Raw genomic sequence first — 26,606 nt, 5'->3', positions numbered from 1 at the left:
ACAACTATGTTTAGATCGCTTACACTTAGACAATGGAAAGCTTCGCGGCTCTGTGAGCAACGATCGCGAGTAGGAACACAGATATGTAATCGCAGCCCTTCTTGTTCTTTAAACAGAACGGTTTTTAGCGTCACTTTATTTGGGTGGGGGTATAACGCCCCCCTGCTGCTGCTGTTAGCAGCCAGCAGCCGTGAGTCTTTCCACTCTGTAAAAACTCAAAAGGAGACATTAAAAATGCCAAAGCCAAAACGCTCTGGTGAGGGAGAGCCTTTGTTATTTATTCCCTATTGCCAGAAACCTTTTTTGGAAAACAAAAAGAAAGTTCGGGGGAAAAATCGCCAACCCTTTGAGTTACTGGAAAAAGCTCAGAGCCTATTGGAGATTGGACTCGACAGAAATGAGTTTGAGTCAGAAGAGGTCAAAGCAGCAGTCTCTCAATTTTTAGTAATCCTCCGAGGATCTAAAAAGGTATCCCAAAGTCGCTAGATAGTAGCACTTTACGAATTTTAAATAGTTAGGCTCTACAGGATTAGTGTAACTACATCAGAGCCTGTAGAGCTTTTTTGTCCAAAATCTCTATCAAAGATAAGTGAATTCTTTCATAGACTCCCTAGAGGCATAAAATGGCTAAAAAACGTCAAAAACCAGATGAAGAGTATCAACAACTCTCATTATTTGATATTCCAGTTAATTTGATCTCAGAGCGATCGGATGATGCAGATGATGACTGGTTGCAAGATGAAGAATTAGGGTCAAACTTTCAAACGTCCGATCGCACAATCGAACCTCAAACTCGCGACTTACTAACCCTCAAGCTCTTACGAGAAGCCATTCAGAGTCAAAATCCAGGCGATCGCGTCATGGCAGACTTCGCAGAATATGTCTTGCCAAATCTGCTGCGAGTTGCCATTGGCGTCACAGCCAAAGGCGGCAAATTTTTTGACGAACTCGATCGGCAAAAAGGCAAAGAGAACGTTAGACGAGACAATGCAGGCGATCAGTCCCTAAATACTCACCTGCTAAATGGATTATTTCCTGCTAATTTAATTGAACAGCGGTTAGAAAAACTCGACACCACCGTGCGGCGATCGGTGGGAGAAAAAGAAAGGCGATTAGTAATTGCTGGATTTATTCTCCACGACTTTGAAAAATTTCCCGATGTCCCCAACGATTGTCGCAAGTTACCGCTAGAACAGCACCGTCAAATTATTGATGAAAAAGTGCGACAGTTAGGAATAGATAGTTTCATCAATCCCGACGATCCAGATGCTTATCGAGAATACATTGACGATTTGCTCTGCCTTGCTTACAACGCTCAGCGACGTTGGGATACTAACTGGAATTTTTCCGAATTTGGGTTAAATCCAGTGTTGCGCGATCGCACACTCCGCAGTCTCTCAGACTTAACCTGTTTAGCAGATTCCCTAGCATCTATTATCAAACATCCCCAAGATGCAGAAAATACGAGACTAAACGAGTTAATCCACAGCCTCAGCGACGGGAAATTAAAATTCACTTATCACAGCATCGCTGAAAACAGAGGCGTACTTACCAACGTCGTCAATAACGCTTTAATGGAAGTGCATACGGCGCTGAACACCGACGATCGCACCTACTACGAACCATTGCTTTACCTACCAACAGGTGTAATTTACCTAGCACGAGCGGATGCTCCTGCTATTTCAATTGCAGATTTACCCAAACGAGTAGTTAGCAAGATTAAACAACTCTGCGCCGGACAACTGCAACGGCGACAAACTGGTTTTGGCAGAGATGGTAAAGGCATGAAATATGCGGAGTATTATAACCTGTTTTTTGATACATCCGAGTTAATGTTAGTTGCAATTAAGGCTACTTTACGCATTCTTAAAATCGGAAAAAACTCTGTTGCCAAAAGTCGCAGCGATAATCTGATAAAATTTCAAAAGCAGGATGTTTTGTCGGTCGATTACAACTTCAATTTTGACGACGATCTGAGGATTGACCAAATTGCTGAACTTGGCGACTTAGTGAGCCGTAAAATTTGGGGAGAACAGGTTAATACCATCGAAGCTGCACGCAAGAAAGACAAAAAAATACCCGCCCTACCTCATCTAGATATTGTCGATGAAATTGCTAAGTTTTGGAACCTGTCCGAATATCTGCCAGCCCTGAGAGAAATTCAACGGATTAATGAACGCCTCAAAGAACTTAAACTAAAAGGTAATACAGGCGGCGTTCCTTACGAATGGTACTATTTAGCAGCAAAGTACCTAGAACATTACCCAGGAATTGAGGATGTGCGGCAAGTTTGCGAACAGGCGATCGCCCACATTTCCCAAATGATTAAACCCATTATTTCACATTACAAATTGCCCGACGGTTGGGACGATTTGCGACTGTGGGTAACGCGGGTTGTCATGTTACCCGGAAATACACCATTGGACACAGCATCCAGTGACGTATTTTTAGATGAATTGGAACGCTACCAACTCGCTAAAAAACAGGGTAGAGGAAGACAGTTAATCTGTTCGATTTCCCATTCAGCTTACACGGTGACAGAACAAATGGAATCAGCCGTTTTGTTCACCCCTCAAGTTTACACAAACAAACAAATGTTGGGAGGTTCTAACGCCAAACGCAATATTTCTAGTATTGCAGGTTTGGAAATGATGCTGAGGCAAATTTTAATGAATCAAACTCAAGCTGTGGGCAAAAAATTTGAAGATGGCAAATATCGCTATCTCTATTTTTATCCCACATATTACTTCACCCCAGAGACAAATAAATTTCTGCAAAAAGCCTACACTAGCATTTTTCAAACCCGCTTTGATACCAGCATTCGCAATCATTTTATCAGCAAGGATTTGCAAGCCGATTTTGGACGCGAACGCTATCAAAGCATCGATAGTTTCCTCATAGATGAAAACATCGAACCAGGAAAAGACCGCACCTTCAAACTTTCCTATCCCGAAGACCAACCCCTAACATTTTACTTCATGGCGCTTCCTCCCGGTAGAGATGCAACTGATACCGAATCCTGGGTAATGCCAACTTGGTTAGCTTTTGCCTTCCCGATGATTCTGGATGTCAAAACTGTGGTTTCCGAGTCGCCCATTCCGCCTTTTAACGACGGTGCGGAATTTGAAGAAAGCGTATTTCTTGACAGTGTACCCCAAGCTTTTCGGGTTTTGACGAAGCGAGATCGCTTTCGCCTCGACTATATCCTAGAAGGTTGGGAAGAAAACGGCAAATCTTATCCTGCACCTTTGAATGTTTTAACTGCTGCTTATGCTATTCATCTTGATGTTAATGCAAAACAAGGGAAGTCCGGTTATGACTCCAACTGGGGAAAATTAACTGAACTTGCCACTGATTTTGAAACCAGCCCGCTTTATGTGTTTAGCTACCTAAATAAGTGGGTTCGGAAACAGAAAAATGAAACGGCATCAATTCAAAAGATTAAGCTTTATGCTTATCATTTTTACCCTTGTTTTGACTCCTATGCCAAGTATAATCATGAAGAGGATAGATTGACTGTGACAACCGCATCAAGCTTAAACCACCCCCAAAAACTCACGGATTTGTATCGCAGATTCTACCGTGCAAATAAGCGATACAATCCCAAGGCAAATGCTGTACTGAAACCGATTGATATTACCTCTAAAACTATCCTGGAAGCCGATCGCTGTTTTCAAAATGAATCTTTAGTGTTGGCTGTTGCTGCTGAAGTTTCAAAACTCATGGATCGCGTTCACTCTTCTACTGCTGAAGGACGCTGGATTTTCAGCAAGCGGGAGGAAGAACGAGAGGCAATTTTAGAGTTTGCTCGCTATTTTGTTGAGGAGGTATTTGAGAAATCGTTTGCAGGCGATCGGGCCCGTTTAGCTGGTCGCCAAATCAACCTAATCCGAGATACCTGCGAATTTCTTTACCGTTTAGAGAATGACAAGGAAAATCGCGCGCGAGATGACAAATCTCCTGACGTATCTCAGGAAGAAGGTGAGGATTAAAGCTGAAGTTATTGTTCTATCGGCTACACGCAAACAACAAAACTAACATTTTTACATAGGACACAAATCATGCCTTTCTTGAAAACAGTTGACTCTAAATTTTTCCACACTAACATCCCTTACAAACCAATGGGAAAATATGTACATTTTCTGACTGTGCGAGTCACAGAATCTTATCCCCTATTTCAGACCGATGGAGAACTGAATAAAGCGCGGGTGAGGTCAGGAATTCAAGACCAAAAACCAATCAGCCGCCTGACCATGTTTAAGCGCAAGCAATCTACACCAGAACGTTTAGTCGGTCGCGAGTTGCTGCGTAACTACGGTTTTATGACCGCTGAAGATTGCGAATACAATGTCAAGTTTGCCATGAATAACCCTGATTGCATTATCTACGGATTTGCGATCGGTGACTCTGGTTCAGAGAAATCAAAAGTCGTAGTTGACACAGCATTTTCAATTACAGCTTTTGACGAATCTCACGAGACTTTTACCCTCAACGCTCCCTTTGAGAATGGCACAATGGCATCTAAGGGCGAAGCAGGTACCAAGCCGGGGGAAGTTACCAGTCGCATCAATCAGCAAGACCACATCAAACCCCAGATTTTCTTTCCGAGCATTGTCACCCTAAAAGACCCTACGGAAGCTAGTTTTTTGTATGTTTTCAACAACATCCTCAGAACGCGGCACTATGGCGCTCAAACCACCCGCACAGGTAGAGTCAGAAATGAGTTAATTGGTGTCGTATTTGCCGACGGCGAAATTACCAGTAACCTCCGCTGGACGCAAGCAATTTACGACAAATTGCAGGTTGAAGATAAACTTAATTCCAACAACCCTCTCAATGAAGATGATGTAATTGCCGCTGCTAGCGCTGCTATCGAAACATTAATGTCTGAGGAATTCATCGTGCATCAAGACTTTATTGGGGATAAGTTTACGCCATTAATTACAGAAGTTAAAGCTATTATTGGCAATGAATATGAACTCAAAAAGATGTTGAAAAAAGCTGATGATGAAGCTAAAGCTTACGCGAAGAAGCATATTAAAAGTAAGGCAGGATCTACAGCAGCAACGGAGTAAAAACAATGACTTGGATTTACCGCTGTCAAATCGAGTTGCACGATAGTTTGTATTTTGCAACTCGCGAGATAGGGAGACTTTACGAAACAGAGCCAGTAATTCACAATTACGCGCTTTGTTACGCCCTCGGTTTGGTGGATAGCGCCATCTATTCTACCACCGTGGCTGAAGAAGATTCCTATCGCTATTTTTGTCCCGAACAAATTCCTAAATACGAGCAGCATTTAACGGCGCTCAACCAACAGGGGATTTATGTAACTCCGGCGCGATCGATCTCTCACGCATCCACTCTCAATACATGGAAATACGCCAACAACAACTATCACGTTGAGATGGAGAAAACCCAGAAAAATATCCCCAGTTTTGGCAGAACTAAAGAAATTGCACCGGAAAGCAAATTTGAGTTTTTCATAGTCTCAGAAAAGTCTCTGAAACTGGCGAAATGGATTCGTCTGGGAAAGTGGATGAGCAAAGCTGAGTTAACGACTGAAGAAATGGGCAATGGCGATAATCGCAAAAATGGCGACTTTATTTTCCCTTATTTGCTCAATCCCTTAGATGTGATGTTTTCCCATCAAGTCCTCAGCTACGACGTGGTGAATATGCCGCCAGTAAGTTTGATTCAAAATATCAAAATTCGCGGTCAACATTACCAGTTTGAAAACCTCAGAATTCCAGCTTGTATGGAATATCGCTTTCGGGCTAGTTAAATTTCAAAAAGGTTCGCAGTGAGGACTGAAGCCTGCACTACAAACTTACTGAATTAGGACTTACGCAGGGGGGAAGAAACCGGGTTTTTACGAAAATCCTTCGTTGTTACCCGCAGATTAGGTAAAAAACCCGGTTTCTTTGGTCTTGGCGCATAAATCCTGTGAATTTTATTCTTTCCACAGCAACAAACGAGCTAGCAAACTATGCCGCACAGCCTCATCCTCAACCTCCTCCCCCTCTCCCCGATTCCCCCCGGATACCTAACGGGAAGACACCTGCACGCCCTCTTTCTCACCCTCGTGAGCTCCGTTGACAAAGAACTCGGCGATCGCCTCCACGATGCCACCGCCCAAAAATCCTTCACCCTCAGCCCTTTGCAAACTAAAAAATGCCCTTTCAAAAAACACCATTTCCTGCAATGGGAACACACAGAACCGATTCCAGAACACACGCTGTGTTGGTGGCGAATTAGTCTGCTGGATGACACTCTATTCGGCAAATTAACTAATCTTTGGCTGAATCTCAATCCCTCGAAGCCGTGGCATTTGGGCCCGGCGGATTTGATGATTACTAAGATTTTGGGAACGCCCCAAGTAGATCAGCCTTGGGCTAATGCTTGCGATTACTCTCAATTGTACGATCGAGCTTCTGACACTAATCGCTTAATTGCCTTCAGTTTTGCGACTCCTACTACCTTTCGACAGGGAAAATTTGATTCAGTGATTCCTACTAGAGACTGCGTTTTTAACAGTCTCCTCAGTCGGTGGAACAAGTACAGCCCGATCGCAATTCCCGACCTGTCATTCGATGCACTTTATTCGACATTTGTCAATATCCGAAGTGAAAAATTGACTAACTATCAAAGCGATTTTGTAGGCATGGTTGGGGAGGTTAGTTATCGGATTTTGGGAGATGTGGAGCCTTTAGTGATTAAGCAAATTAACGCTTTGGCTGATTTTGCTGTTTACTGCGGAGTGGGGAGGAAAACTCCGATGGGAATGGGAATGACTCGACGAATTGTTGTTAATAAGAGTTAAACGGATTTTGAGGGCGGGCCAGATGCCGGAATTCCAGGGCGGGCAAGATGCCAGAATCCCAGGGCGGGCAAGATGCCCACCCCACAATAACAATAAACTCTTGTGGAACAGGCATCTTGCCTGTTGCTAATTCCAATTACTAATCTCCTACAAACCATCAAAATTATGAACGATTTTGATTACATTTCGATCGCACTTCTGAACCAATACTCCTACTGTCCCCACCGCTGCTGGCGAATGTCTTGCGCGGGAGAATTTGCGGACAACCAGTATACCATAGAAGGGACGACTTTGCACGATCGCGTTCACACTATGGGCGAGATCAACCGCGATGAAACTTGGCAGGTTCGCGCGATTTGGCTGAAGTCGGAGCGCTACAAACTGATTGGTAAGTCGGATTTGATTGAATCGGAGAATGGTGAGTTGTATCCGGTTGAGTACAAGCGCGGTAAGAAAGGGGAATGGGATAATGATGAGTTGCAGGTGTGCGCTCAAGCTTTGTGTTTGGAGGAGATGACGGGGAAAAGTATTGCGACTGGATATGTGTATTACGCGCAGTCGCACCAGCGGCAAAAGGTGGAGATTTCTGAGGGTTTGAGACAGGAGGCGATCGCAACTATTGAAAAAGTCGGTGCTCTTTGGCGATCGGGAAATATCCCGTTACCAGTTTACAGCGCTCGGTGTTCGGGATGTAGTCTTTCTTCCCAATGCCTGCCCCAAGCTGCTAGCAAAGTCAACCGCTATCAAGAAGCAAGTTAACCTGCAATTAGGAGAATTCACAATGGGAACTGTTTACATCACGCCAGAAGATGCTTTTATCGGCAAATTAGACGAACGCCTTACCGTTAAAGCTGACAAAAAAACTCTCATTGACGTGCCATTAATTAGAATTGACGGTGTTGTTGTATTGGGACGCGCTACGGTTTCTCCGGCTGTTGTTATGGAATTGTTGGAACGTCACATTCCTTTAAGCTTTCTGACGGCAAACGGACGCTATTTAGGGAGGCTGGAACCGGAAATGACTAAAAATATTTTTGTGCGAAAAGCTCAGTGGAAAGCTGCCGGTGAATCGGAACAAGCGGTGCATTTGGTCAGGGGGTTTGTACGGGGAAAGCTCAAGAATTACCGGACTACGTTGTTAGAGTGCCAACGCAAATATTCTCAACCAGATTTTGAAAAACCGATCGCACAATTGAAAGAAGTAATTGCATCCGTTGATAAAACTTCAAATATTAATTCGCTGCGAGGATTAGAGGGGGCGGGTAGTGCGACTTATTTTGGCTGTTTTAATCGGCTGATTCGGGTGCCGGAATTTAGCTTTGAAGTTCGCCGCCGCCGTCCCCCTACCGATCCGGTAAATTCTCTGTTGAGTTTGGGATATTCTCTGTTGCGACACGATGTTCAAAGTGCGGTGAATATTATCGGGTTCGATCCGTATTTGGGATATTTGCATTTTGAGCGCTACGGGCGTCCTTCTTTAGCGCTGGACTTGATGGAAGAATTTAGACCTTTGGTAGTTGATGCTGTGGTGTTAGCAGCGATCAATTTGCAGAAAATTTCTCCTAGTGATTTTACGGCTGAACCTTTGAGTGGCGCGGTTTCTTTGACAAGAGAAGGGTTGCACAATTTTTTGCGGCTTTACGAGCAAAAGAAACAGTCAAAGTTCAAGCATCCAGTTATGGGAAAGCTGTGCACCTATCAAGAAGCTTTTGAAATTCAAGGGCGGCTGATGGCTAAGTATTTGATGGGTGAAATTGACAAATATCCACCTTTGTTTTTGAAATAGGGAGACAATGAAGTTATGTTTGTTCTGGTTTGCTACGATATATCTGAGGACAACCGTCGCACTAAGATTCACAAGATTCTCAAGTCTTATGGGGAATGGAAGCAGTATTCGGTGTTTCATTGCGATGTGACGGATACTCAGTATGCCCGGATGCGCCAACGTCTGGGCCGGGTGATTAAGTCTGATGAGGATAGTATTCTGTTTCATTTTTTGTGCGCTTGCTGTCAGGGCAAGATTGAGCGGATTGGCGGCCGGGCACCGCTGGATACTACGATCTTTATGGTGTGATTTTGCGTCTGGCTATGGGTGTTGAACGGAGGGGGTGAATTTTAATGGCTGAGAGCTTTACTAGGACTGGGTTTGCGGTGGTTTGTACCTCATGCGGATCAGACGCAAATGCTGAAAACTTTACTGGGAGAGAGTTTGAGGTCTATTTGAATTTTGCCCCCTTGACAGGGCGATCGGTGAAATGGTATATTGATTTCATTCAGACGCAACTGAACCTTGAAAACCTTATATTTCAAGCCTCCCAGACAGCGGCGGCCGCAATCAAACTAAAACCCTATTAGGGATTGAAACTTTGTCAACGGACTCGATCGAATTCTTTTTTTTGAAGCCGCAATCAAACTAAAACCCTATTAGGGATTGAAACGGACTTAGGGCGATGGCTTGGGATATAGCTTCGATCGAAAGCCGCAATCAAACTAAAACCCTATTAGGGATTGAAACTCATGCCCATCGCATCAAACGCCAGAAACAAGAGCCGCAATCAAACTAAAACCCTATTAGGGATTGAAACGCAATTTGTAGATGGCGGCAAGGACTGCGGGGAGCCGCAATCAAACTAAAACCCTATTAGGGATTGAAACATCAGACTCGGAATGGGAGATTATAACTATGAAGGGCCGCAATCAAACTAAAACCCTATTAGGGATTGAAACTTCAAATCTATGTCGCAGAAAGCTAAAATCCTAGCCGCAATCAAACTAAAACCCTATTAGGGATTGAAACCTTGTGATTTGAAATTGCGAGTTTCTTCTGAAATGCCGCAATCAAACTAAAACCCTATTAGGGATTGAAACAAGTATTACGAGAACGGCGAGCTCCAAAATACTGCTAGCCGCAATCAAACTAAAACCCTATTAGGGATTGAAACTAGCGACTAAATACACTGAATTAATAAGTTTATAGCCGCAATCAAACTAAAACCCTATTAGGGATTGAAACCCATCCCAGGAAATGAGTGAGAAACTCCCTAGCTAGCCGCAATCAAACTAAAACCCTATTAGGGATTGAAACGTAAATAATGACGCAATCAATCCCCCCGCGCCACGCCGCAATCAAACTAAAACCCTATTAGGGATTGAAACTAAAGGTAATCCAGTTGCATTAGTAAGCAATCCGTTGCAGTGTTTGTCAAGCAATTGGGTCAAGATTGAAACTAAAGGTAATCCAGTTGCATTAGTAAGTACACCAGGCCGCAATCAAACTAAAACCCTATTAGGGATTGAAACTTGATTGCGGCTCAGCAGCCGAAGATTCAATCGTTTTTACAGAACGCCGCAATCAAACTAAAACCCTATTAGGGATTGAAACGCCAGCTAATAGTTTGCTTGGCACTGGAGGGAGCCGCAATCAAACTAAAACCCTATTAGGGATTGAAACGGGAACGATGACAACAACCTCTGCACCCTCCAAATCGCCGCAATCAAACTAAAACCCTATTAGGGATTGAAACACCAGCATAGCCAACAGTAGTAGTATTCAACATATGAGCCGCAATCAAACTAAAACCCTATTAGGGATTGAAACAGCAGCGTTTAGGCGGTTCGCTACCGCCGACATGCCGCAATCAAACTAAAACCCTATTAGGGATTGAAACCCAAATATCTTGATGGAATTCTTAGCATTGTAAAAGCCGCAATCAAACTAAAACCCTATTAGGGATTGAAACTTAAAGTTGGCGTAGAGGCTTGCAGAGGTCAGTGGATAGCCGCAATCAAACTAAAACCCTATTAGGGATTGAAACTACGGATGCCTTGGGAGGTAGAGAGCGCTTAAAATGCCGCAATCAAACTAAAACCCTATTAGGGATTGAAACTAGAAGCACGAGCAAATTGACACATGGGGCATTGACGAGCCGCAATCAAACTAAAACCCTATTAGGGATTGAAACGCGGTATAAAAGCCTACATTGCAAATAACTCCTAGCCGCAATCAAACTAAAACCCTATTAGGGATTGAAACTGAACAAATTTTAAAAAATGCCCGTATTGAAACGCCGCAATCAAACTAAAACCCTATTAGGGATTGAAACGCGGTATAAAAGCCTACATTGCAAATAACTCCTAGCCGCAATCAAACTAAAACCCTATTAGGGATTGAAACCCTTTCAGGTATGGGCAGGTTACGAACATTGCGTCCGGCCGCAATCAAACTAAAACCCTATTAGGGATTGAAACAGGGTGGCACTAAAAGTTACTTAATCCAAAACAAAAAGCCGCAATCAAACTAAAACCCTATTAGGGATTGAAACCAGCTTGAGCTAATGCCTTCCTCTGATTTTCAATGCCGCAATCAAACTAAAACCCTATTAGGGATTGAAACAAGGTTCCGATGATGAAGACTTGCTCGAATTTTGGACCGCAATCAAACTAAAACCCTATTAGGGATTGAAACATGCCCGCCTCGGACTTGGCATCGATAAGGCTGAGAAGCCGCAATCAAACTAAAACCCTATTAGGGATTGAAACCTGGCTATCCAACCGAAAATATACCAAAGCGTACAGGGGCCGCAATCAAACTAAAACCCTATTAGGGATTGAAACCTAATTTCAATCTCAGAAATCATAAAACACCTCTTAAAGCCGCAATCAAACTAAAACCCTATTAGGGATTGAAACAAGATTGCTCCGCCGATCGCATAAAACTAATGATTATGCCGCAATCAAACTAAAACCCTATTAGGGATTGAAACTTCGCTTAACCAGCGACAGACTCCCTTCCTTAGAAAGCCGCAATCAAACTAAAACCCTATTAGGGATTGAAACATCATGACCTGCGACGGCTTTACGATCTTTGGTAGAGCCGCAATCAAACTAAAACCCTATTAGGGATTGAAACGCTGAAAAACTCAGAGATACCTGTAAGAAAGCAAGGCCGCAATCAAACTAAAACCCTATTAGGGATTGAAACTCCACTCAATCAACGCATTAATTACAGCCTGCGGGCCGCAATCAAACTAAAACCCTATTAGGGATTGAAACTCTATGAAGTTATATCTAAATGATAGCAAAAAAGCCGCAATCAAACTAAAACCCTATTAGGGATTGAAACTGGTATTACGGACTTCTCGAAGTACCCTATTGGCTGCCGGAAGCCGCAATCAAACTAAAACCCTATTAGGGATTGAAACCAGCTTAAGTATTTTCTTCTTGGCTCTTTAAAAATAGCCGCAATCAAACTAAAACCCTATTAGGGATTGAAACGTCAACTACCGACTGAGTTTCAGCCATGTTTGCTGCCGCAATCAAACTAAAACCCTATTAGGGATTGAAACCTGTTAGCTTCAAATTGTTGGCTATCCGATCGCCCCATTGCCGCAATCAAACTAAAACCCTATTAGGGATTGAAACCATGGAAAGAGCTTTGGATTGGTGGAACTTGGCCGCCGCAATCAAACTAAAACCCTATTAGGGATTGAAACATACCCTCCAATGTAATTTCAGAAGAAACTCGCGCCGCAATCAAACTAAAACCCTATTAGGGATTGAAACACCAAATATTTTTGTATCAAGTTATGATACAAACGAGCCGCAATCAAACTAAAACCCTATTAGGGATTGAAACAACTAATTCGCAACTGCCTTCGGGCAAGCCCGCACGCCGCAATCAAACTAAAACCCTATTAGGGATTGAAACAAAGAATCCTGCAAACGCATCCTCAACCGCTGACGGCCGCAATCAAACTAAAACCCTATTAGGGATTGAAACACAATTTATGAAGTTTTCTGAAGCCTTGGATAAAGCCGCAATCAAACTAAAACCCTATTAGGGATTGAAACAACAAGTTAGCTGAAAAGAAAAATGCAAACTATGCCGCAATCAAACTAAAACCCTATTAGGGATTGAAACAGGGAACCTTTATAACTACCGGGAGGCGTGAATGCCGCAATCAAACTAAAACCCTATTAGGGATTGAAACCGCCAAATTGGAATCAATGAAACACGGAGAGGTTACAGCCGCAATCAAACTAAAACCCTATTAGGGATTGAAACTCTTTATTTTGATTCCTACGTTACCATCACCTAAGCCGCAATCAAACTAAAACCCTATTAGGGATTGAAACTTTACCGGGACGATTACTACAACCCCGACTCCACCGCCGCAATCAAACTAAAACCCTATTAGGGATTGAAACCGAGGGCAGAAAAAATATCGCATCCTTCGGCTTTTGGAGCCGCAATCAAACTAAAACCCTATTAGGGATTGAAACTGCCGATGGTTATTGTCATGATTTTTTTTCACTAGCCGCAATCAAACTAAAACCCTATTAGGGATTGAAACGTCTTTTCCAAAATATTTGTCTTTGTGTTTGCCGAGCCGCAATCAAACTAAAACCCTATTAGGGATTGAAACGATCCAAAATATGCCGATACTGGCAGCGCGCCCTTGCCGCAATCAAACTAAAACCCTATTAGGGATTGAAACTAAAGCCTCATTTAATGGTAATCCCGCACCAACCGCGCCGCAATCAAACTAAAACCCTATTAGGGATTGAAACACGCTCTTGGACTTGCCTCAAGAGCTTGCATATTATGAGCGCCGCAATCAAACTAAAACCCTATTAGGGATTGAAACTTGGCAGGCTTATACTTAACTAAAGACGAATCGAAAGCGCCGCAATCAAACTAAAACCCTATTAGGGATTGAAACGAATCCCCCCTCCCACAAAAGAGAGGGGACTCGACCGCCGCAATCAAACTAAAACCCTATTAGGGATTGAAACTGGGGAAGTCGTGACTTGGCTAGCGGGTCCAATCGCTGCCGCAATCAAACTAAAACCCTATTAGGGATTGAAACCGAGTGGTGGAAACAGTGCCTCTATCGGAGACGGTAGTAAAGCCGCAATCAAACTAAAACCCTATTAGGGATTGAAACAGGTTACTTGGACGGAACTTCGGAAGAAATTTGCCGCAATCAAACTAAAACCCTATTAGGGATTGAAACTACTGTAATCGCTGGCTTCTTGTGGAAAGGTATCAGCCGCAATCAAACTAAAACCCTATTAGGGATTGAAACTCGATCGCCAAATCTACCAGTTCAGCCACAGCCTCTTCGCCGCAATCAAACTAAAACCCTATTAGGGATTGAAACTTTGTCGGTTGTGCGGCCGGCGTTGATGCTGCTGCCGCCGCAATCAAACTAAAACCCTATTAGGGATTGAAACTAATTTTAGCGATGAACAAATTGCATTCTTAGCTAAGGCCGCAATCAAACTAAAACCCTATTAGGGATTGAAACTTTCCTAGTGCCATCCGCGACGTAGTATTGTTTTGCCGCAATCAAACTAAAACCCTATTAGGGATTGAAACACGTAGGAATATTATAAATATAAAAAACCTACGTGACAGCCGCAATCAAACTAAAACCCTATTAGGGATTGAAACAAAATACGGAAGTTACAAGGGCTTGAAAGACTTTTGCCGCAATCAAACTAAAACCCTATTAGGGATTGAAACTGGCAAATAAATGGCTCAAGCCAGATTCCACGTTCATGCCGCAATCAAACTAAAACCCTATTAGGGATTGAAACTTTAAAGTGAAAGTGCAGCGAGGGTGCAACACAGCCGCAATCAAACTAAAACCCTATTAGGGATTGAAACAAGCTCAATATGAGATTTTTTTACATTTTTCATAGCAATGCCGCAATCAAACTAAAACCCTATTAGGGATTGAAACGATCGCCCCATCAGCCGCAAGCTGACGCACAATTCCGCCGCAATCAAACTAAAACCCTATTAGGGATTGAAACATACTATATTGTTGGCGCTGACACTGGTCAATGACGCCGCAATCAAACTAAAACCCTATTAGGGATTGAAACTTGACATAATTTGAACCACTCTCATAGAAGTTAAGCCGCAATCAAACTAAAACCCTATTAGGGATTGAAACTAAGCAGAAGCGCGTCAAGTAATCTTCAAGTTGCGCCGCAATCAAAATAAAACCCTATTAGGGATTGAAACTGGAAAGCCGTAAACTTTAGCTACCCGATTCTACCTCGCCGCAATCAAACTAAAACCCTATTAGGGATTGAAACTGAAGACTGGGGACAATACAAAGGCTGTTGGATGTGCCGCAATCAAACTAAAACCCTATTAGGGATTGAAACTTTTCTACATCTTTGTTGGCGGCAGAGATAGGCGATCGCAAGCCGCAATCAAACTAAAACCCTATTAGGGATTGAAACGGATAAAGTTTGCGACACAGTTGATAGCATTCTTGCCGCAATCAAACTAAAACCCTATTAGGGATTGAAACAAGGTTTGCCCCATTCATCTCGGGTGCAAATCCCATGCCGCAATCAAACTAAAACCCTATTAGGGATTGAAACTTAGGGCGGGGAACATAGCCGCCGATTCGCCTAGGCCGCAATCAAACTAAAACCCTATTAGGGATTGAAACTGCCTTTTCGCTTGACTTCACCGCCACCAGTAAAGCCGCGCCGCAATCAAACTAAAACCCTATTAGGGATTGAAACAAGAAGAAAAATTTAATTAGCGGATGTAGGTAATGCCGCAATCAAACTAAAACCCTATTAGGGATTGAAACGCCTTTAATTCCCAAATTTAATAAGCACATTGCAATGCCGCAATCAAACTAAAACCCTATTAGGGATTGAAACAGAGATTCAATACCTGTAGATACGAACGACAACAAAGCCGCAATCAAACTAAAACCCTATTAGGGATTGAAACTTTGCTTAATACTTCACCTTTCCGCAACTCTTCTAAAAGCCGCAATCAAACTAAAACCCTATTAGGGATTGAAACGCCAAGTCGATCGCCGAAGCTTACCGCCACAAATTAGCGTGGCGGCCGAGTGCCGCAATCAAACTAAAACCCTATTAGGGATTGAAACTTTTACTAGCATCGTTGCGCCAAGCTTTCTCACGCCGCAATCAAACTAAAACCCTATTAGGGATTGAAACGAGATCTCAGACTTGCTACCGGCATAACCCGCGATCGCCGCAATCAAACTAAAACCCTATTAGGGATTGAAACTGGTGGCATTATGGCGATCGACTTTGACGGGTCGCGCCGCAATCAAACTAAAACCCTATTAGGGATTGAAACTGTGAACTCGACAACCATCACCCCGGGCAGTGCCGCAATTAAACTAAAACCCTATTAGGGATTGAAACGAGGCACTTAGTCTTATCGAAAACCGCTCTAACGCCGCAATCAAACTAAAACCCTATTAGGGATTGAAACCTTGGCAATACCTCCACGTAATTTGTGGACGCAGCCGCAATCAAACTAAAACCCTATTAGGGATTGAAACATCCTCCACAATTAGGAGGCGGCAGCTCTAACAATCCGCGCCGCAATCAAACTAAAACCCTATTAGGGATTGAAACGTCAATATAGAGTGGTAGTTCTGACAATTCACCGATCGCCGCAATCAAACTAAAACCCTATTAGGGATTGAAACATCAGATCCGAAAGCCTTGACGACCCGACCGTGAGCCGCAATCAAACTAAAACCCTATTAGGGATTGAAACTGAAAGCACGGGCCGTCAGGTTGCGAGATTAGTAATGCCGCAATCAAACTAAAACCCTATTAGGGATTGAAACCAGTGTCTGAGTTGCTGTCAGTATTTCAAGGCTGAGCCGCAATCAAACTAAAACCCTATTAGGGATTGAAACTAGCCGATAAATTAGCTGATATATAAGATTTAGATAGCCGCAATCAAACTAAAACCCTATTAGGGATTGAAACATTGATTATTGTCTTCGCGATGTTCAGCTTACGAGCCGCAATCAAACTAAAACCCTATTAGGGATTGAAACAGAATCAAGCGAAGATTGACGAATTCTGCAAGGCTAGCCGCAATCAAACTAAAACCCTATTAGGGATTGAAACGCAATGCCGCTCATTCGTTGTTTATTATCTTTCAACCGCCGCAATCAAACTAAAACCCTATTAGGGATTGAAACCTATCGGCGGCGTATTAACAAAGCATTCATCACACCAGCCGCAATCAAACTAAAACCCTATTAGGGATTGAAACAATTATTGCTTGATTGTCAATACAAGATTGTCGAGCCGCAATCAAACTAAAACCCTATTAGGGATTGAAACATTGAACATTTACTGCCATAGTCTTTGTCGCCAATGCCGCAATCAAACTAAAACCCTATTAGGGATTGAAACGTACCAACAGCAATTAGTAGCACTTGACAGGTCGCGCCGCAATCAAACTAAAACCCTATTAGGGATTGAAACGGAAGATTGGTACTGAAGGGAACCATTCAGGATGAGGCCGCAATCAAACTAAAACCCTATTAGGGATTGAAACAATATAGTTGAAAAAGCTAGTTTTCCTGAAAACCCAAGAGCCGCAATCAAACTAAAACCCTATTAGGGATTGAAACCCAAGTGAATCAATCTTAAATCAAATTGCTAATGCCGCAATCAAACTAAAACCCTATTAGGGATTGAAACCCGTGTGAAGTGCTGGAACAGTCAGAGTCGGCTCTAGAGCCGCAATCAAACTAAAACCCTATTAGGGATTGAAACCCGGTTCCGGTTCCACCTCGTTTTTAGCTAGCTGTTTTGCCGCAATCAAACTAAAACCCTATTAGGGATTGAAACTGCAGCTCATCCACCATAAAAGGCCTTTCGGTCTGCAAGGGCCGCAATCAAACTAAAACCCTATTAGGGATTGAAACTACCAATTACCGGGGCCCGATCGCGATTCATGCCGCCAAGCCGCAATCAAACTAAAACCCTATTAGGGATTGAAACATAAGTCCAATCAGCATCAAGCTGAGATAAAAGCGAGCCGCAATCAAACTAAAACCCTATTAGGGATTGAAACTTGGCACAGACCGGGGCTGGTGTAATTACCCCGGCCGCAATCAAACTAAAACCCTATTAGGGATTGAAACACAAATGCTTAAGGATAATACCTAGAGGCAATAAAGCCGCAATCAAACTAAAACCCTATTAGGGATTGAAACAAAGTCCTGAGCTTCGACAAAATTGAAATCCGCGCCGCAATCAAACTAAAACCCTATTAGGGATTGAAACAACTACGACGTAGCTACAGCAGCAGCAGAATGCTTAAAAGGCCGCAATCAAACTAAAACCCTATTAGGGATTGAAACTTTAAAAAATCGGGTTTTGTTGTTCCACAGCATCGCCGCAATCAAACTAAAACCCTATTAGGGATTGAAACAAATGCTGGCTTAGCTAAGAAATTACACGCACTCCGCCGCAATCAAACTAAAACCCTATTAGGGATTGAAACCAGAATTCTTCACAACCTCATACTCTATAAGGTTGCCGCAATCAAACTAAAACCCTATTAGGGATTGAAACAAGCGACACCGGAGCCGATTGATTTCAGATTGCTTGTGCCGCAATCAAACTAAAACCCTATTAGGGATTGAAACTTAAGTAGCTGGCATTCTCCGCAATCTTTTTGTGCCGCAATCAAACTAAAACCCTATTAGGGATTGAAACAAATTGGCTACCGATAAGCGACATTGGCACAAAACCAAGCCGCAATCAAACTAAAACCCTATTAGGGATTGAAACGTGTTGGTGACGACTGCTTGGACTTCAGGAGGAACAAGCCGCAATCAAACTAAAACCCTATTAGGGATTGAAACAATTCGCCCTGTTGTTTTGCCCACAGCAGATTCCCGCCGCAATCAAACTAAAACCCTATTAGGGATTGAAACTTGTGCTCTCATGGGTTCTTCATGCCCGATCTGAAAGCCGCAATCAAACTAAAACCCTATTAGGGATTGAAACTCTGGCAGATAACGCGCTTGCACTCCTTTTCTAGAGCCGCAATCAAACTAAAACCCTATTAGGGATTGAAACGCACAACTGCTTGGAGTAGCGATCGCCCAGGGCGTCAAGCCGCAATCAAACTAAAACCCTATTAGGGATTGAAACTCAGGCTGAGCGGGTGCGATCGGCGTAGCAGTATCAAGCCGCAATAAAGCTAAACCCCTATCAGGGATTGAAACTGATGTTTATACGTCAGAAGACGATCATCTTCCCGATTGCAATCAACCTAAAACCCTATCAGGGATTGAAACTTTCGGAAGTATTCACCAGAGGAGGAGACAGGAGGAAAGAGCGTATTCTTCTCCTGACTCCTGACTCCTTCTTCGCCGGAAACAAGTTTACTTCCAACACTTGTCACAGCACAGGTAGTGGTGATGGATAATCTCACATTTGATAAAAGTGGTCGGATTCAGGAATTGATTCAAACAACATGGTGTAGACTATTATATTTACCCCCATACTCTCCAGAGTTTAACAAAATTGAACAAAGAAGAGTCTTGGCTAAAAAGTCAAATTCGTAAACAGCTTGATGAGTTTGATTGCTTACATTTTGGCGACCCTTGGATGTCTGGCGCCTTGCATCCTAACACGGGCCGTTGCTATATGTGATTTCCCAGATTATTCAGTTGAAAAAATACCCAAATTATGACCACTCAAACAACTTCTCCACTCCTACTGGGCACCTTCAAAATCGGAGATTTATCCTTAAAAAACCGAGTAGTCATGGCACCCCTGACGAGAGCCAGAGCCGGTGAAGCGCGGATGCCCAACGCCTTGATGGCAGAGTATTACACTCAGCGAGCCTCCGCTGGTTTAATCATTACAGAAGCCACAGTGGTTTCTACTCAAGCTAATGGTTGGCTCAATACCCCCGGTATTTATTCAGACGAACAAGGCGAAGCTTGGAAACAAATTGTGACTGCGGTTCATGCCCACGAAACACCGATTTTCATGCAGCTTTGGCACTGCGGACGAGCTTCCCACAGCAGTTTTCATCAAAACAATCAATTGCCAGTTGCAGCATCTGCTATCAAAATAAACGGAGAAGGCATTCATACCCCTCTAGGCAAACAACCCTACGAAACCCCCCGCGCTCTAGAAACCGATGAAATCTCCCTGGTTGTAGAAGATTATCGCAAGGCGGCCCAACGGGCAAAAATGGCAGGTTTTGATGGTGTAGAAATTCACGCGGCAAACGGCTATCTCATTGACACATTCCTGCAAACCAAAACCAATCACCGCAATGATTCCTATGGCGGCACAGTTGAAAACCGTTACCGTTTTCTTAAGGAAATTGTCGAGGCGATTATCACAGTATTTCCGGCAAACAGAGTGGGAGTTAGACTTTCTCCCAATGGTGTTTACAATGATATGGGTTCTCCCACTTATCGAGAAGATTTTCTGTATTTCGCGCGGCAGTTAAATGCCTATGATTTAGCTTACCTTCACTTGGTGGACGGTCTAGCATTTGGCTTTCATGAATTGGGAACGCCGATGATGATAGGTGAGTTTCGCGATGTGTTTACAGGGCCGCTCGTTGGCAACTGCGGATATACTCAAGAGCAGGCTGAAACTGCCCTGAGCAGCAAAGTTGCGGATTTAATTGCTTTTGGTCGGAATTTTATCAGCAATCCTGACTTGGTAGAGCGTTTTACTAATGGTTGGCCGCTCAATCCGCCTGCTGAAATGGGCGTCTGGTATTCTTTTGGCCCTGAAGGTTATATCGATTTCCCTACCTATCAGGAACCGGCAGCTATTTCTTAGTTGAGTTGGTTGGGGCGGGTTGATCAATAATATCATTTCCGGTAACACCGGAATGATGTTGACTGTTGACTGTTGACTGTTGACGGTTGACGCCGTGAACAGTCAACCGTCAACAGTCAACTCGAATTTACTATTCCGATGCTAACGGATTTGATATAAATACCGAGTATGTGCATCATAGATAATTGTCAACCCGCCCCCTAAAAGATGTATGGTTAATTTCTCCACATAAGAATCGAAGTTGGACTCATATTTAATTTTCATCGCCCGTTGAAAACGAGTATTTATTATTTGTAAAAACACTTCTTCTGGCTCCTGCCTCCCGTCTCCTGCCTCCTGCCCCCTGCCTCCCGTCTCCTGCCTCCAATTTCTAGCTTGGCCGCAAAAGTGAGAGCATCCCGGTTGAGATCGAGAACGTTTCCCCATATCCTAATAACCATAGGGTACTTCAAAACATCCAAGCTGCTAGCTCAGCGTTTGAGTGCCTGAAAAAAATCAATAGCGGAAGCGCTTTTAACAAGATGGCACAAAATCACAAATCAACGGTTATCATTACCGGCGCTTCCTCCGGCGTCGGTTTGTACGGCGCGAAAGCTCTCGCAGACAAAGGATGGCACGTAGTCATGGCCTGTCGGGACGTGCGGAAAGCCGGAGACGCCGCCCGAGAGTTGGGTATACCTGAAGGCAGTTTCTCCATCATGGAGATTGACTTGGGCGATTTGGAGAGCGTGCGCCGGTTTGCTCGGGCATTTAAAGCCAGCGGCAGGCCTCTGGACGCTTTGGTGTGCAACGCGGCCATTTATATGCCTTTGATTAAGGAACCGCTGCGGAGCCCGGAGGGTTATGAGTTGACGATGACTACCAATCACCTGGGTCATTTCCTGCTGTGCAACCTGATGATGGAAAATATGAAGCCTTCCTACTATAACGATGCGAGAATCGTGATTTTGGGAACTGTGACTCACAATCCAGACGAGTTGGGCGGGAAGATTCCGCCGCGCCCGGATTTGGGCAAGTTTGAGGGTTTTGAAGCGGGTTTCAAAGACCCGATTTCGATGGTTGATGGCAAGAAGTTTGAACCGGTCAAGGCTTACAAAGATAGCAAAGTTTGCAACGTGTTGACTATGCGGGAATTGCACCGCCGCTTTCACGAATCCACGGGGATTACTTTCACTTCGCTGTATCCGGGATGCGTTGCGGATACGCCGCTCTTCCGCAATCACTATCCTTTGTTTCAGAAGCTGTTCCCGCTGTTTCAGAAGAATATCACCGGGGGTTATGTTTCGCAGGAGTTGTCGGGCGAAAGGCTGGCGATGGTGGTTGCTGATCCAGAATACAAGCAATCTGGGGCTTATTGGAGTTGGGGGAACCGCCAGAAAAAAGATGGTAAGTCTTTTGTGCAAAAGGTTTCTCCCCAGGCCCGCGATGATGAAAAAGGCGAGCGAATGTGGGAGTTGAGTGCTAAGTTGGTGGGATTGACTGACGGGGCTCAAATGGGTGCTGCGGCTGGTGCGGGCCGCTCTGCATAATTCAAAGTTACAAATCCCCTTGATCAGGCTTGGCGGTTGAAATGGCGTCTACGCACAGGATGTGGGTAGACGCGGACTCAATAATCAAGGGGGTATTAAAGTCGGATTTGGTATGATGCACCAAAATCAAAGAAACCGGGTTTTTGAGTGGCTCTGCAGGTTGTAACTCACATCTTGCACTATTAAGAACAGGCAAGATGCCTGTTCATAAAAAGATTATTGAGAATGGTGCCAGAGCTCAGTTGTAGCGAGTCTTTTCGGACACAACCCGGTTTCTGGTTTACCCTGGCGTGCAGGGCTATTCTGGTCGCGGCACTAGCATGAAAGCGTAGGTTTTGCAACCCAAAATACCGGGTTTTTTTTACGGTTTACGATCGACTTACACGATATTTTTTCGGATAAGAACCCGGTTGGTGCGTAAGTCTTGGGAAATGAACAGCCGTCGATCGACCTTTTGGTTTGTAGCGTCGCCGAAACAGTGGGCTGCGACGGCTGTTCCCTTTTGTGCTGTTAAGATTGATTTTTACTTGAGGGTGCTCACTTCCTGAAAATATTTTCCCCCACATAAGCGAAATAATAATTATATCCTATGGCTTGTCGATCGCAAAAACTATTTTTACTCGCAGGAATTTTTGGGTTAGTTTGGCTGGGAAAACCAGCGAAAACATCCGCGAGCAACGTTGAAATTTTGACCTCAAATGTTGAGGATTTGGCAGCAGTCAGCAGCGGAGCCGATCGAGCTTTAGCCCCCAACGATACCACTTTTGACAAACGCGAAGACTTGCCTGTAAAAGACGAGGAAACGCAGTTACCCGCTGAATCAGAACGATCGGCTTTGGCGACAACTCTACCCTTATCCGCACCTGCAGAAACTGCCGACTTAGAGTCGGAAGCGGCAAATTCAGCCGTTAGCGAAGCCCTCGGAGAGGATCGCACATTCAGCACAAAAACTCAAGAAACCGAGATTTTTAACTCAGATCAAAAACTAGAAGAAAAAATTGACCCAAAAAAAACCGATTTGGGTATCGATCGACCTTTACAACTAAGCCAACTGCCGAACCCAATTTTGCCGCGAGAACCCGAATCACCAGCTCCTGAGCCACCAGAACTCCCTGCGCCGTCTCCCCTCCAACCCACCCAACCAACACCCGTTGAAAGCGAAATTAGACCAGGCATTCTGGGTACAATTAAGGTCGCTGGCTTTGAATTTGAGGGCAACACGGCTTTTAGCGATCGCGAACTCGCAGAAGTTACGCAACAGTTTGCCGGCCGCGAAATCACCTTTGCCGAACTGATCGCAGCCGAAGCAGCCGTCACTCAAAAATATGTAGCAGCAGGATACATCAATTCCGGGGCTGTAATTCCCGCTAACCAAACCTTTCCGAGAGAAGGAGGTGTGGTGAAAATTCGGATTGTAGAAGGCGGATTAGATGAAATTGTGATTACTGGAAACAGGCGCTTAAATTCAAATTACGTGCGATCGCGCCTAGAACGCGCTACCAGACGCCCCCTCAACCGAGATCGGTTGCTGGAAGCCTTGCAACTGCTGCAACTAGACCCCTTAATTGCTAATATTTCCGCCGAATTGCAAGCCGGAAGCCGCCCGGAAAACAGCCGCTTAGAAGTGCGCGTCAAAGAAGCAGACAACTTTAGCGCTGAAGTGTTTGCAGACAACAATCGATCGCCCAGCGTCGGCAGTTTTCGGCGCGGTGTTCGCATAAATCAAGCAAATTTGCTCGGTTTGGGCGACGGATTAGAGGTATCTTATGCTAACACCGACGGCAGCAACGAATTCAACGGCAGCTACACAGTCCCCGTCAACGCGCGCAACGGCACGATTGGGTTCGCTGCGAGTGCTGCTAGCACCAATATCATTGAGGAACCGTTTGATGCTGCTGAAATTGAGGGGAAATCGCGGACTTACGAATTAACTTACCGCCAGCCGATTGTCGAAAAGCCCGATCGCACTTTGGCTTTGGGACTGAGTTTTTCGCGGCAAGAAAGCGATACATTCCTGTCAGGCGAACGATTTGCGCTTTCGGCGGGAGCAAACGATCGCGGCGAAACGCGGGTTTCGGCTGTGCGGTTTTTTCAAGAATACGTGCAGCGGAGTTCCAGCCAAGTGTTTGCGGCGCGATCGCAATTCTCCGTCGGTACTAATCTGTTCGGCGCGACTGCGAACGATAGCGGCCCTGACAGCCGCTTTCTGGCGTGGCGCGGACAAGCGCAGTACGTGCGGCTGTTAGCGCCGGAAACCTTGCTGATAGTGCGTTCAGACATTCAATTAGCCGATCGCCCCCTGCTTTCTCTCGAACAAATCGGGATCGGCGGCGTTCAAAGTGTGCGCGGATACCGCCAAGATTTGCTGTTAACTGATAGCGGTGCGATCGCATCGGCTGAAGTGCGAATCCCGGTTTGGCGTGTCCCGGAAGTCCAAGGATTGTTGCAAGTCGCTCCGTTTATCGATTTTGGGCTAGGGTGGAACCAGTCGGAGGAAAAGGCGAATCCTGAGTCGGATAAACTGCTGGGTGCGGGTTTGGGCCTAGTTTGGCAGATGGGCGATCGGTTGAATGTGCGTCTCGACTACGGTATTCCTTTGATTAATGCTCGATCGGGCGATCGAACTTTACAGGAAAAAGGCATCTACTTTAGAATCAATTATTTTCCGTTTTAAATTGTAGGTTGGGTTGAGTGCGATCGAACGCTTCGCCCAACACTTTCATCTTTAGCGCTGACGGTCAAATTTTATTAAGTGGCGGTATCGATCGCACGATTAAGCTGTGGGATTTCGCAACCGGATGTTGTATTAGGATGTTGATGGGCGATCGGCTGTATTAAGGCATGAATATTCAAGGTGCAACGGGATTGACGAATGCTCAAAAAACGACACTGAAAGCGTTAGGATCGTTGGTGTAGCTTGCGTGTGGTGTGGGGGAAAATTATAATGGTCTTGAAAATTTCGATCGACACCTATGGGGTCACTTTATGGAGCCAAATGATACATCTGCCCGATACGACCGAATAGCCCAATGGTGGCAAGCTAAACATCAAGATTCAACCTACGGGATTGCCCAATTAGAACGGGCGATCGAATTTAGTTCCAAGCAGCACGCAGCACTTGATGTCGGGTGTGGAAGTAGCGGGCGTTTTATTAACAGCTTATTCAAGCATGGATTTCAGCCTGAAGGACTTGATATTTCTAGGGAAATGATCGATTTAGCCCAGCGCCTACATCCAGAAATCACGTTTTACCGGGCAGACATTTGTGATTGGCAGCCGCCGAAACTTTACAGCCTGATTGCAGCGTGGGACAGCACTTTTCATCTGCCACTTAACAAGCAAGCGCCTATGATGAAAAAGCTATGCGATGCGCTTGAACCCGATGGAATCCTCCTGTTCACCTGTGGCGGCGGACATACAAGCAGCGAGATTTCGGGGGCATTTCAGGGTCAGGACTTTGAGTACAGCACTTTGGGAGTAGATACTTTCCTGCGAATTCTGGCGGAGCATCATTGCACCTGCCGTCATCTAGAATATGACCAGTATCCTGAAAATCATGTTTATATCATTGCCCAAAAGACCTAATCTATCATTCGCACAATAAAACTGTGGGAGAGCGCGACAGGACACTGTATCAAAACATTGATGGGCGATCGATGTATGAAGGCATCAATATTCGAGAGGCAACGGGATTGACGACTATTTCTACTGACGCTTTAAACTGTCCAATCTTCGATCGATAACCCTGTTACTTTACCAAAATCTCTATGATTGCGGGTTAACAAAATCAACCCGCAAAACATTGCAATTGCCGCGATCCGAGCATCCATCTTTGCCAGTTGAATCCGTTGTGACTGTAATCGATCAAATGTTGTAGCCGCACCTGCATCAAATTAGACAAGGGGCAACACTTTGAAGTCACTAACGAGCCGCGCCATCATTGTATACCCTTTCACTACGTCATCCGAGTTACGAGCACGATTAATACTATCTGTATCCAGTAAATATTTCATAGCTCATCTTCAGTTTCGAGGAGAAACTCATCCCCTTGGCGAATCGCTCGTCCTAATGCAAGTAGCTCCTCAAAGGCAGGTTCATCTTTGAAAGACCCTATAATTTGTTCCAACCAATTCGTCGGTTGAGAAGCCACAATTTGCTTCTGGAACTGGGCGATTGCTGCTTCCACTGCTGCAAGCCGTCCCTCTAAAGAAGTGTTAATTGCCATTTGAGTTTCCCTAATTAATCCTTCCTATCCTAAAGTATTTCATGGGGATAAGGTCGCGGTCATAAACCGACGCTCGCGGTCAGCAGCATAAGCAATGCAGGCTTTTAAATCTTCTCGCGTCAGATCGGGAAAATCATCGAGAATTTCTGCTTCGGTCATCTCAGAAGCCAGGTACTCAAGCACTTCATAAACCGTAATTCGCAAGCCGCGCACACAAGGCTTACCACCGCGTTTATTTGCTTCGATCGTGATGTGGTTGCGGTAGTTCATAAAAAAGCTTGGTAAGATTGTGTTCTCGACCTTTGCAAAATCTTAGCCTATGGCTGCGGATCTGGCAAGGTTGTCAGTTATTTTTAGCGCTGACGGTCAAATTTTATTAAGTGGCGGT

The 26,606-nt window shown here is 44.5% G+C and carries 17 protein-coding genes and 2 CRISPR repeat arrays; of the genes, 15 read left to right on the top strand and 2 right to left on the bottom strand.

Annotation, left to right across the window (positions count from 1 at the left end; genetic code table 11):
* The first annotated feature begins 234 nt into the window (after positions 1-234).
* The 15 genes from QUA58_RS10650 (at position 235) to QUA58_RS10580 (ending at position 25,736) form a co-directional block, all read left to right on the top strand.
* Entirely contained in the window at positions 235-486 is a 252-nt protein-coding gene (locus QUA58_RS10650) for a hypothetical protein (RefSeq protein WP_333394007.1), read from the top strand.
* Between the two features lie 137 nt (positions 487-623).
* The gene (gene cas10d, locus QUA58_RS10645; protein WP_333394005.1) at positions 624-3,992 is read left to right on the top strand and encodes a type I-D CRISPR-associated protein Cas10d/Csc3; all 3,369 of its coding nucleotides are present in this window, start codon (positions 624-626) and stop codon (positions 3,990-3,992) included.
* Between the two features lie 69 nt (positions 3,993-4,061).
* The gene (gene cas7d, locus QUA58_RS10640; protein WP_333394002.1) at positions 4,062-5,075 is read left to right on the top strand and encodes a type I-D CRISPR-associated protein Cas7/Csc2; all 1,014 of its coding nucleotides are present in this window, start codon (positions 4,062-4,064) and stop codon (positions 5,073-5,075) included.
* Between the two features lie 5 nt (positions 5,076-5,080).
* On the top strand, positions 5,081-5,785 hold the full coding sequence (cas5d, locus tag QUA58_RS10635; RefSeq protein ID WP_333394001.1) for a type I-D CRISPR-associated protein Cas5/Csc1: 705 nt from the start codon (positions 5,081-5,083) through the stop codon (positions 5,783-5,785).
* A 204-nt stretch (positions 5,786-5,989) separates the two neighbouring features.
* Positions 5,990-6,823 (top strand): CRISPR-associated endoribonuclease Cas6, encoded by an 834-nt coding sequence (cas6, locus tag QUA58_RS10630; RefSeq protein WP_333393998.1) that lies wholly within the window; start codon positions 5,990-5,992, stop codon positions 6,821-6,823.
* A gap of 165 nt (positions 6,824-6,988) precedes the next feature.
* Positions 6,989-7,582 carry a CRISPR-associated protein Cas4 gene (gene cas4, locus QUA58_RS10625; RefSeq protein ID WP_333393995.1) on the top strand — a complete coding sequence of 198 codons (594 nt, stop codon included), beginning with the start codon at positions 6,989-6,991 and terminating at the stop codon, positions 7,580-7,582.
* Between the two features lie 22 nt (positions 7,583-7,604).
* On the top strand, positions 7,605-8,609 hold the full coding sequence (gene cas1d, locus QUA58_RS10620) for a type I-D CRISPR-associated endonuclease Cas1d (RefSeq protein ID WP_333393994.1): 1,005 nt from the start codon (positions 7,605-7,607) through the stop codon (positions 8,607-8,609).
* Positions 8,610-8,624: 15 nt separating this feature from the next.
* The gene (cas2, locus tag QUA58_RS10615) at positions 8,625-8,897 is read left to right on the top strand and encodes a CRISPR-associated endonuclease Cas2 (RefSeq protein WP_265239885.1); all 273 of its coding nucleotides are present in this window, start codon (positions 8,625-8,627) and stop codon (positions 8,895-8,897) included.
* A 254-nt stretch (positions 8,898-9,151) separates the two neighbouring features.
* Positions 9,152-9,979: a CRISPR direct-repeat array (repeat unit 37 nt; unit sequence GCCGCAATCAAACTAAAACCCTATTAGGGATTGAAAC).
* A gap of 106 nt (positions 9,980-10,085) precedes the next feature.
* A CRISPR array of direct repeats spans positions 10,086-18,951; the repeat unit is 37 nt; unit sequence GCCGCAATCAAACTAAAACCCTATTAGGGATTGAAAC.
* A gap of 117 nt (positions 18,952-19,068) precedes the next feature.
* A complete protein-coding gene (locus tag QUA58_RS10610; protein ID WP_445301402.1) occupies positions 19,069-19,221 on the top strand; it encodes a transposase in 153 nt (50 codons plus the stop codon).
* Between the two features lie 124 nt (positions 19,222-19,345).
* Positions 19,346-20,464 carry an alkene reductase gene (locus QUA58_RS10605; protein WP_333393992.1) on the top strand — a complete coding sequence of 373 codons (1,119 nt, stop codon included), beginning with the start codon at positions 19,346-19,348 and terminating at the stop codon, positions 20,462-20,464.
* Positions 20,465-20,985: 521 nt separating this feature from the next.
* Positions 20,986-21,993, top strand: a complete 1,008-nt coding sequence (locus QUA58_RS10600; protein WP_333393989.1) for a protochlorophyllide reductase — start codon at positions 20,986-20,988, stop codon at positions 21,991-21,993.
* 589 nt (positions 21,994-22,582) lie between these two features.
* Positions 22,583-24,667: a ShlB/FhaC/HecB family hemolysin secretion/activation protein gene (locus tag QUA58_RS10595; protein ID WP_333393987.1), complete on the top strand. Its 2,085-nt coding sequence runs from the start codon at positions 22,583-22,585 to the stop codon at positions 24,665-24,667.
* Positions 24,668-24,684: 17 nt separating this feature from the next.
* Positions 24,685-24,831, top strand: a complete 147-nt coding sequence (locus QUA58_RS10590) for a hypothetical protein (RefSeq protein ID WP_333393985.1) — start codon at positions 24,685-24,687, stop codon at positions 24,829-24,831.
* A gap of 147 nt (positions 24,832-24,978) precedes the next feature.
* On the top strand, positions 24,979-25,578 hold the full coding sequence (locus tag QUA58_RS10585; protein ID WP_333393984.1) for a class I SAM-dependent methyltransferase: 600 nt from the start codon (positions 24,979-24,981) through the stop codon (positions 25,576-25,578).
* A gap of 23 nt (positions 25,579-25,601) precedes the next feature.
* Complete coding sequence (locus QUA58_RS10580) at positions 25,602-25,736, top strand: hypothetical protein (protein ID WP_333393981.1); 135 nt, start codon at positions 25,602-25,604, stop codon at positions 25,734-25,736.
* Between the two features lie 266 nt (positions 25,737-26,002).
* Here the strand turns inward: QUA58_RS10580 and QUA58_RS10575 are convergent, their stop codons facing one another.
* Positions 26,003-26,218, bottom strand: coding sequence for a hypothetical protein (locus tag QUA58_RS10575; RefSeq protein ID WP_333393979.1), 216 nt, complete (start codon positions 26,216-26,218; stop codon positions 26,003-26,005).
* 39 nt (positions 26,219-26,257) lie between these two features.
* Positions 26,258-26,488, bottom strand: a complete 231-nt coding sequence (locus QUA58_RS10570) for a DUF433 domain-containing protein (protein WP_333393978.1) — start codon at positions 26,486-26,488, stop codon at positions 26,258-26,260.
* Positions 26,489-26,606: the final 118 nt, after the last annotated feature.

It is taken from the genome of Microcoleus sp. N9_A1, assembly GCF_036701795.1.
Lineage (GTDB): Bacteria > Cyanobacteriota > Cyanobacteriia > Cyanobacteriales > Microcoleaceae > Microcoleus.
This window is presented reverse-complemented; position numbering and strand designations above follow the sequence as displayed.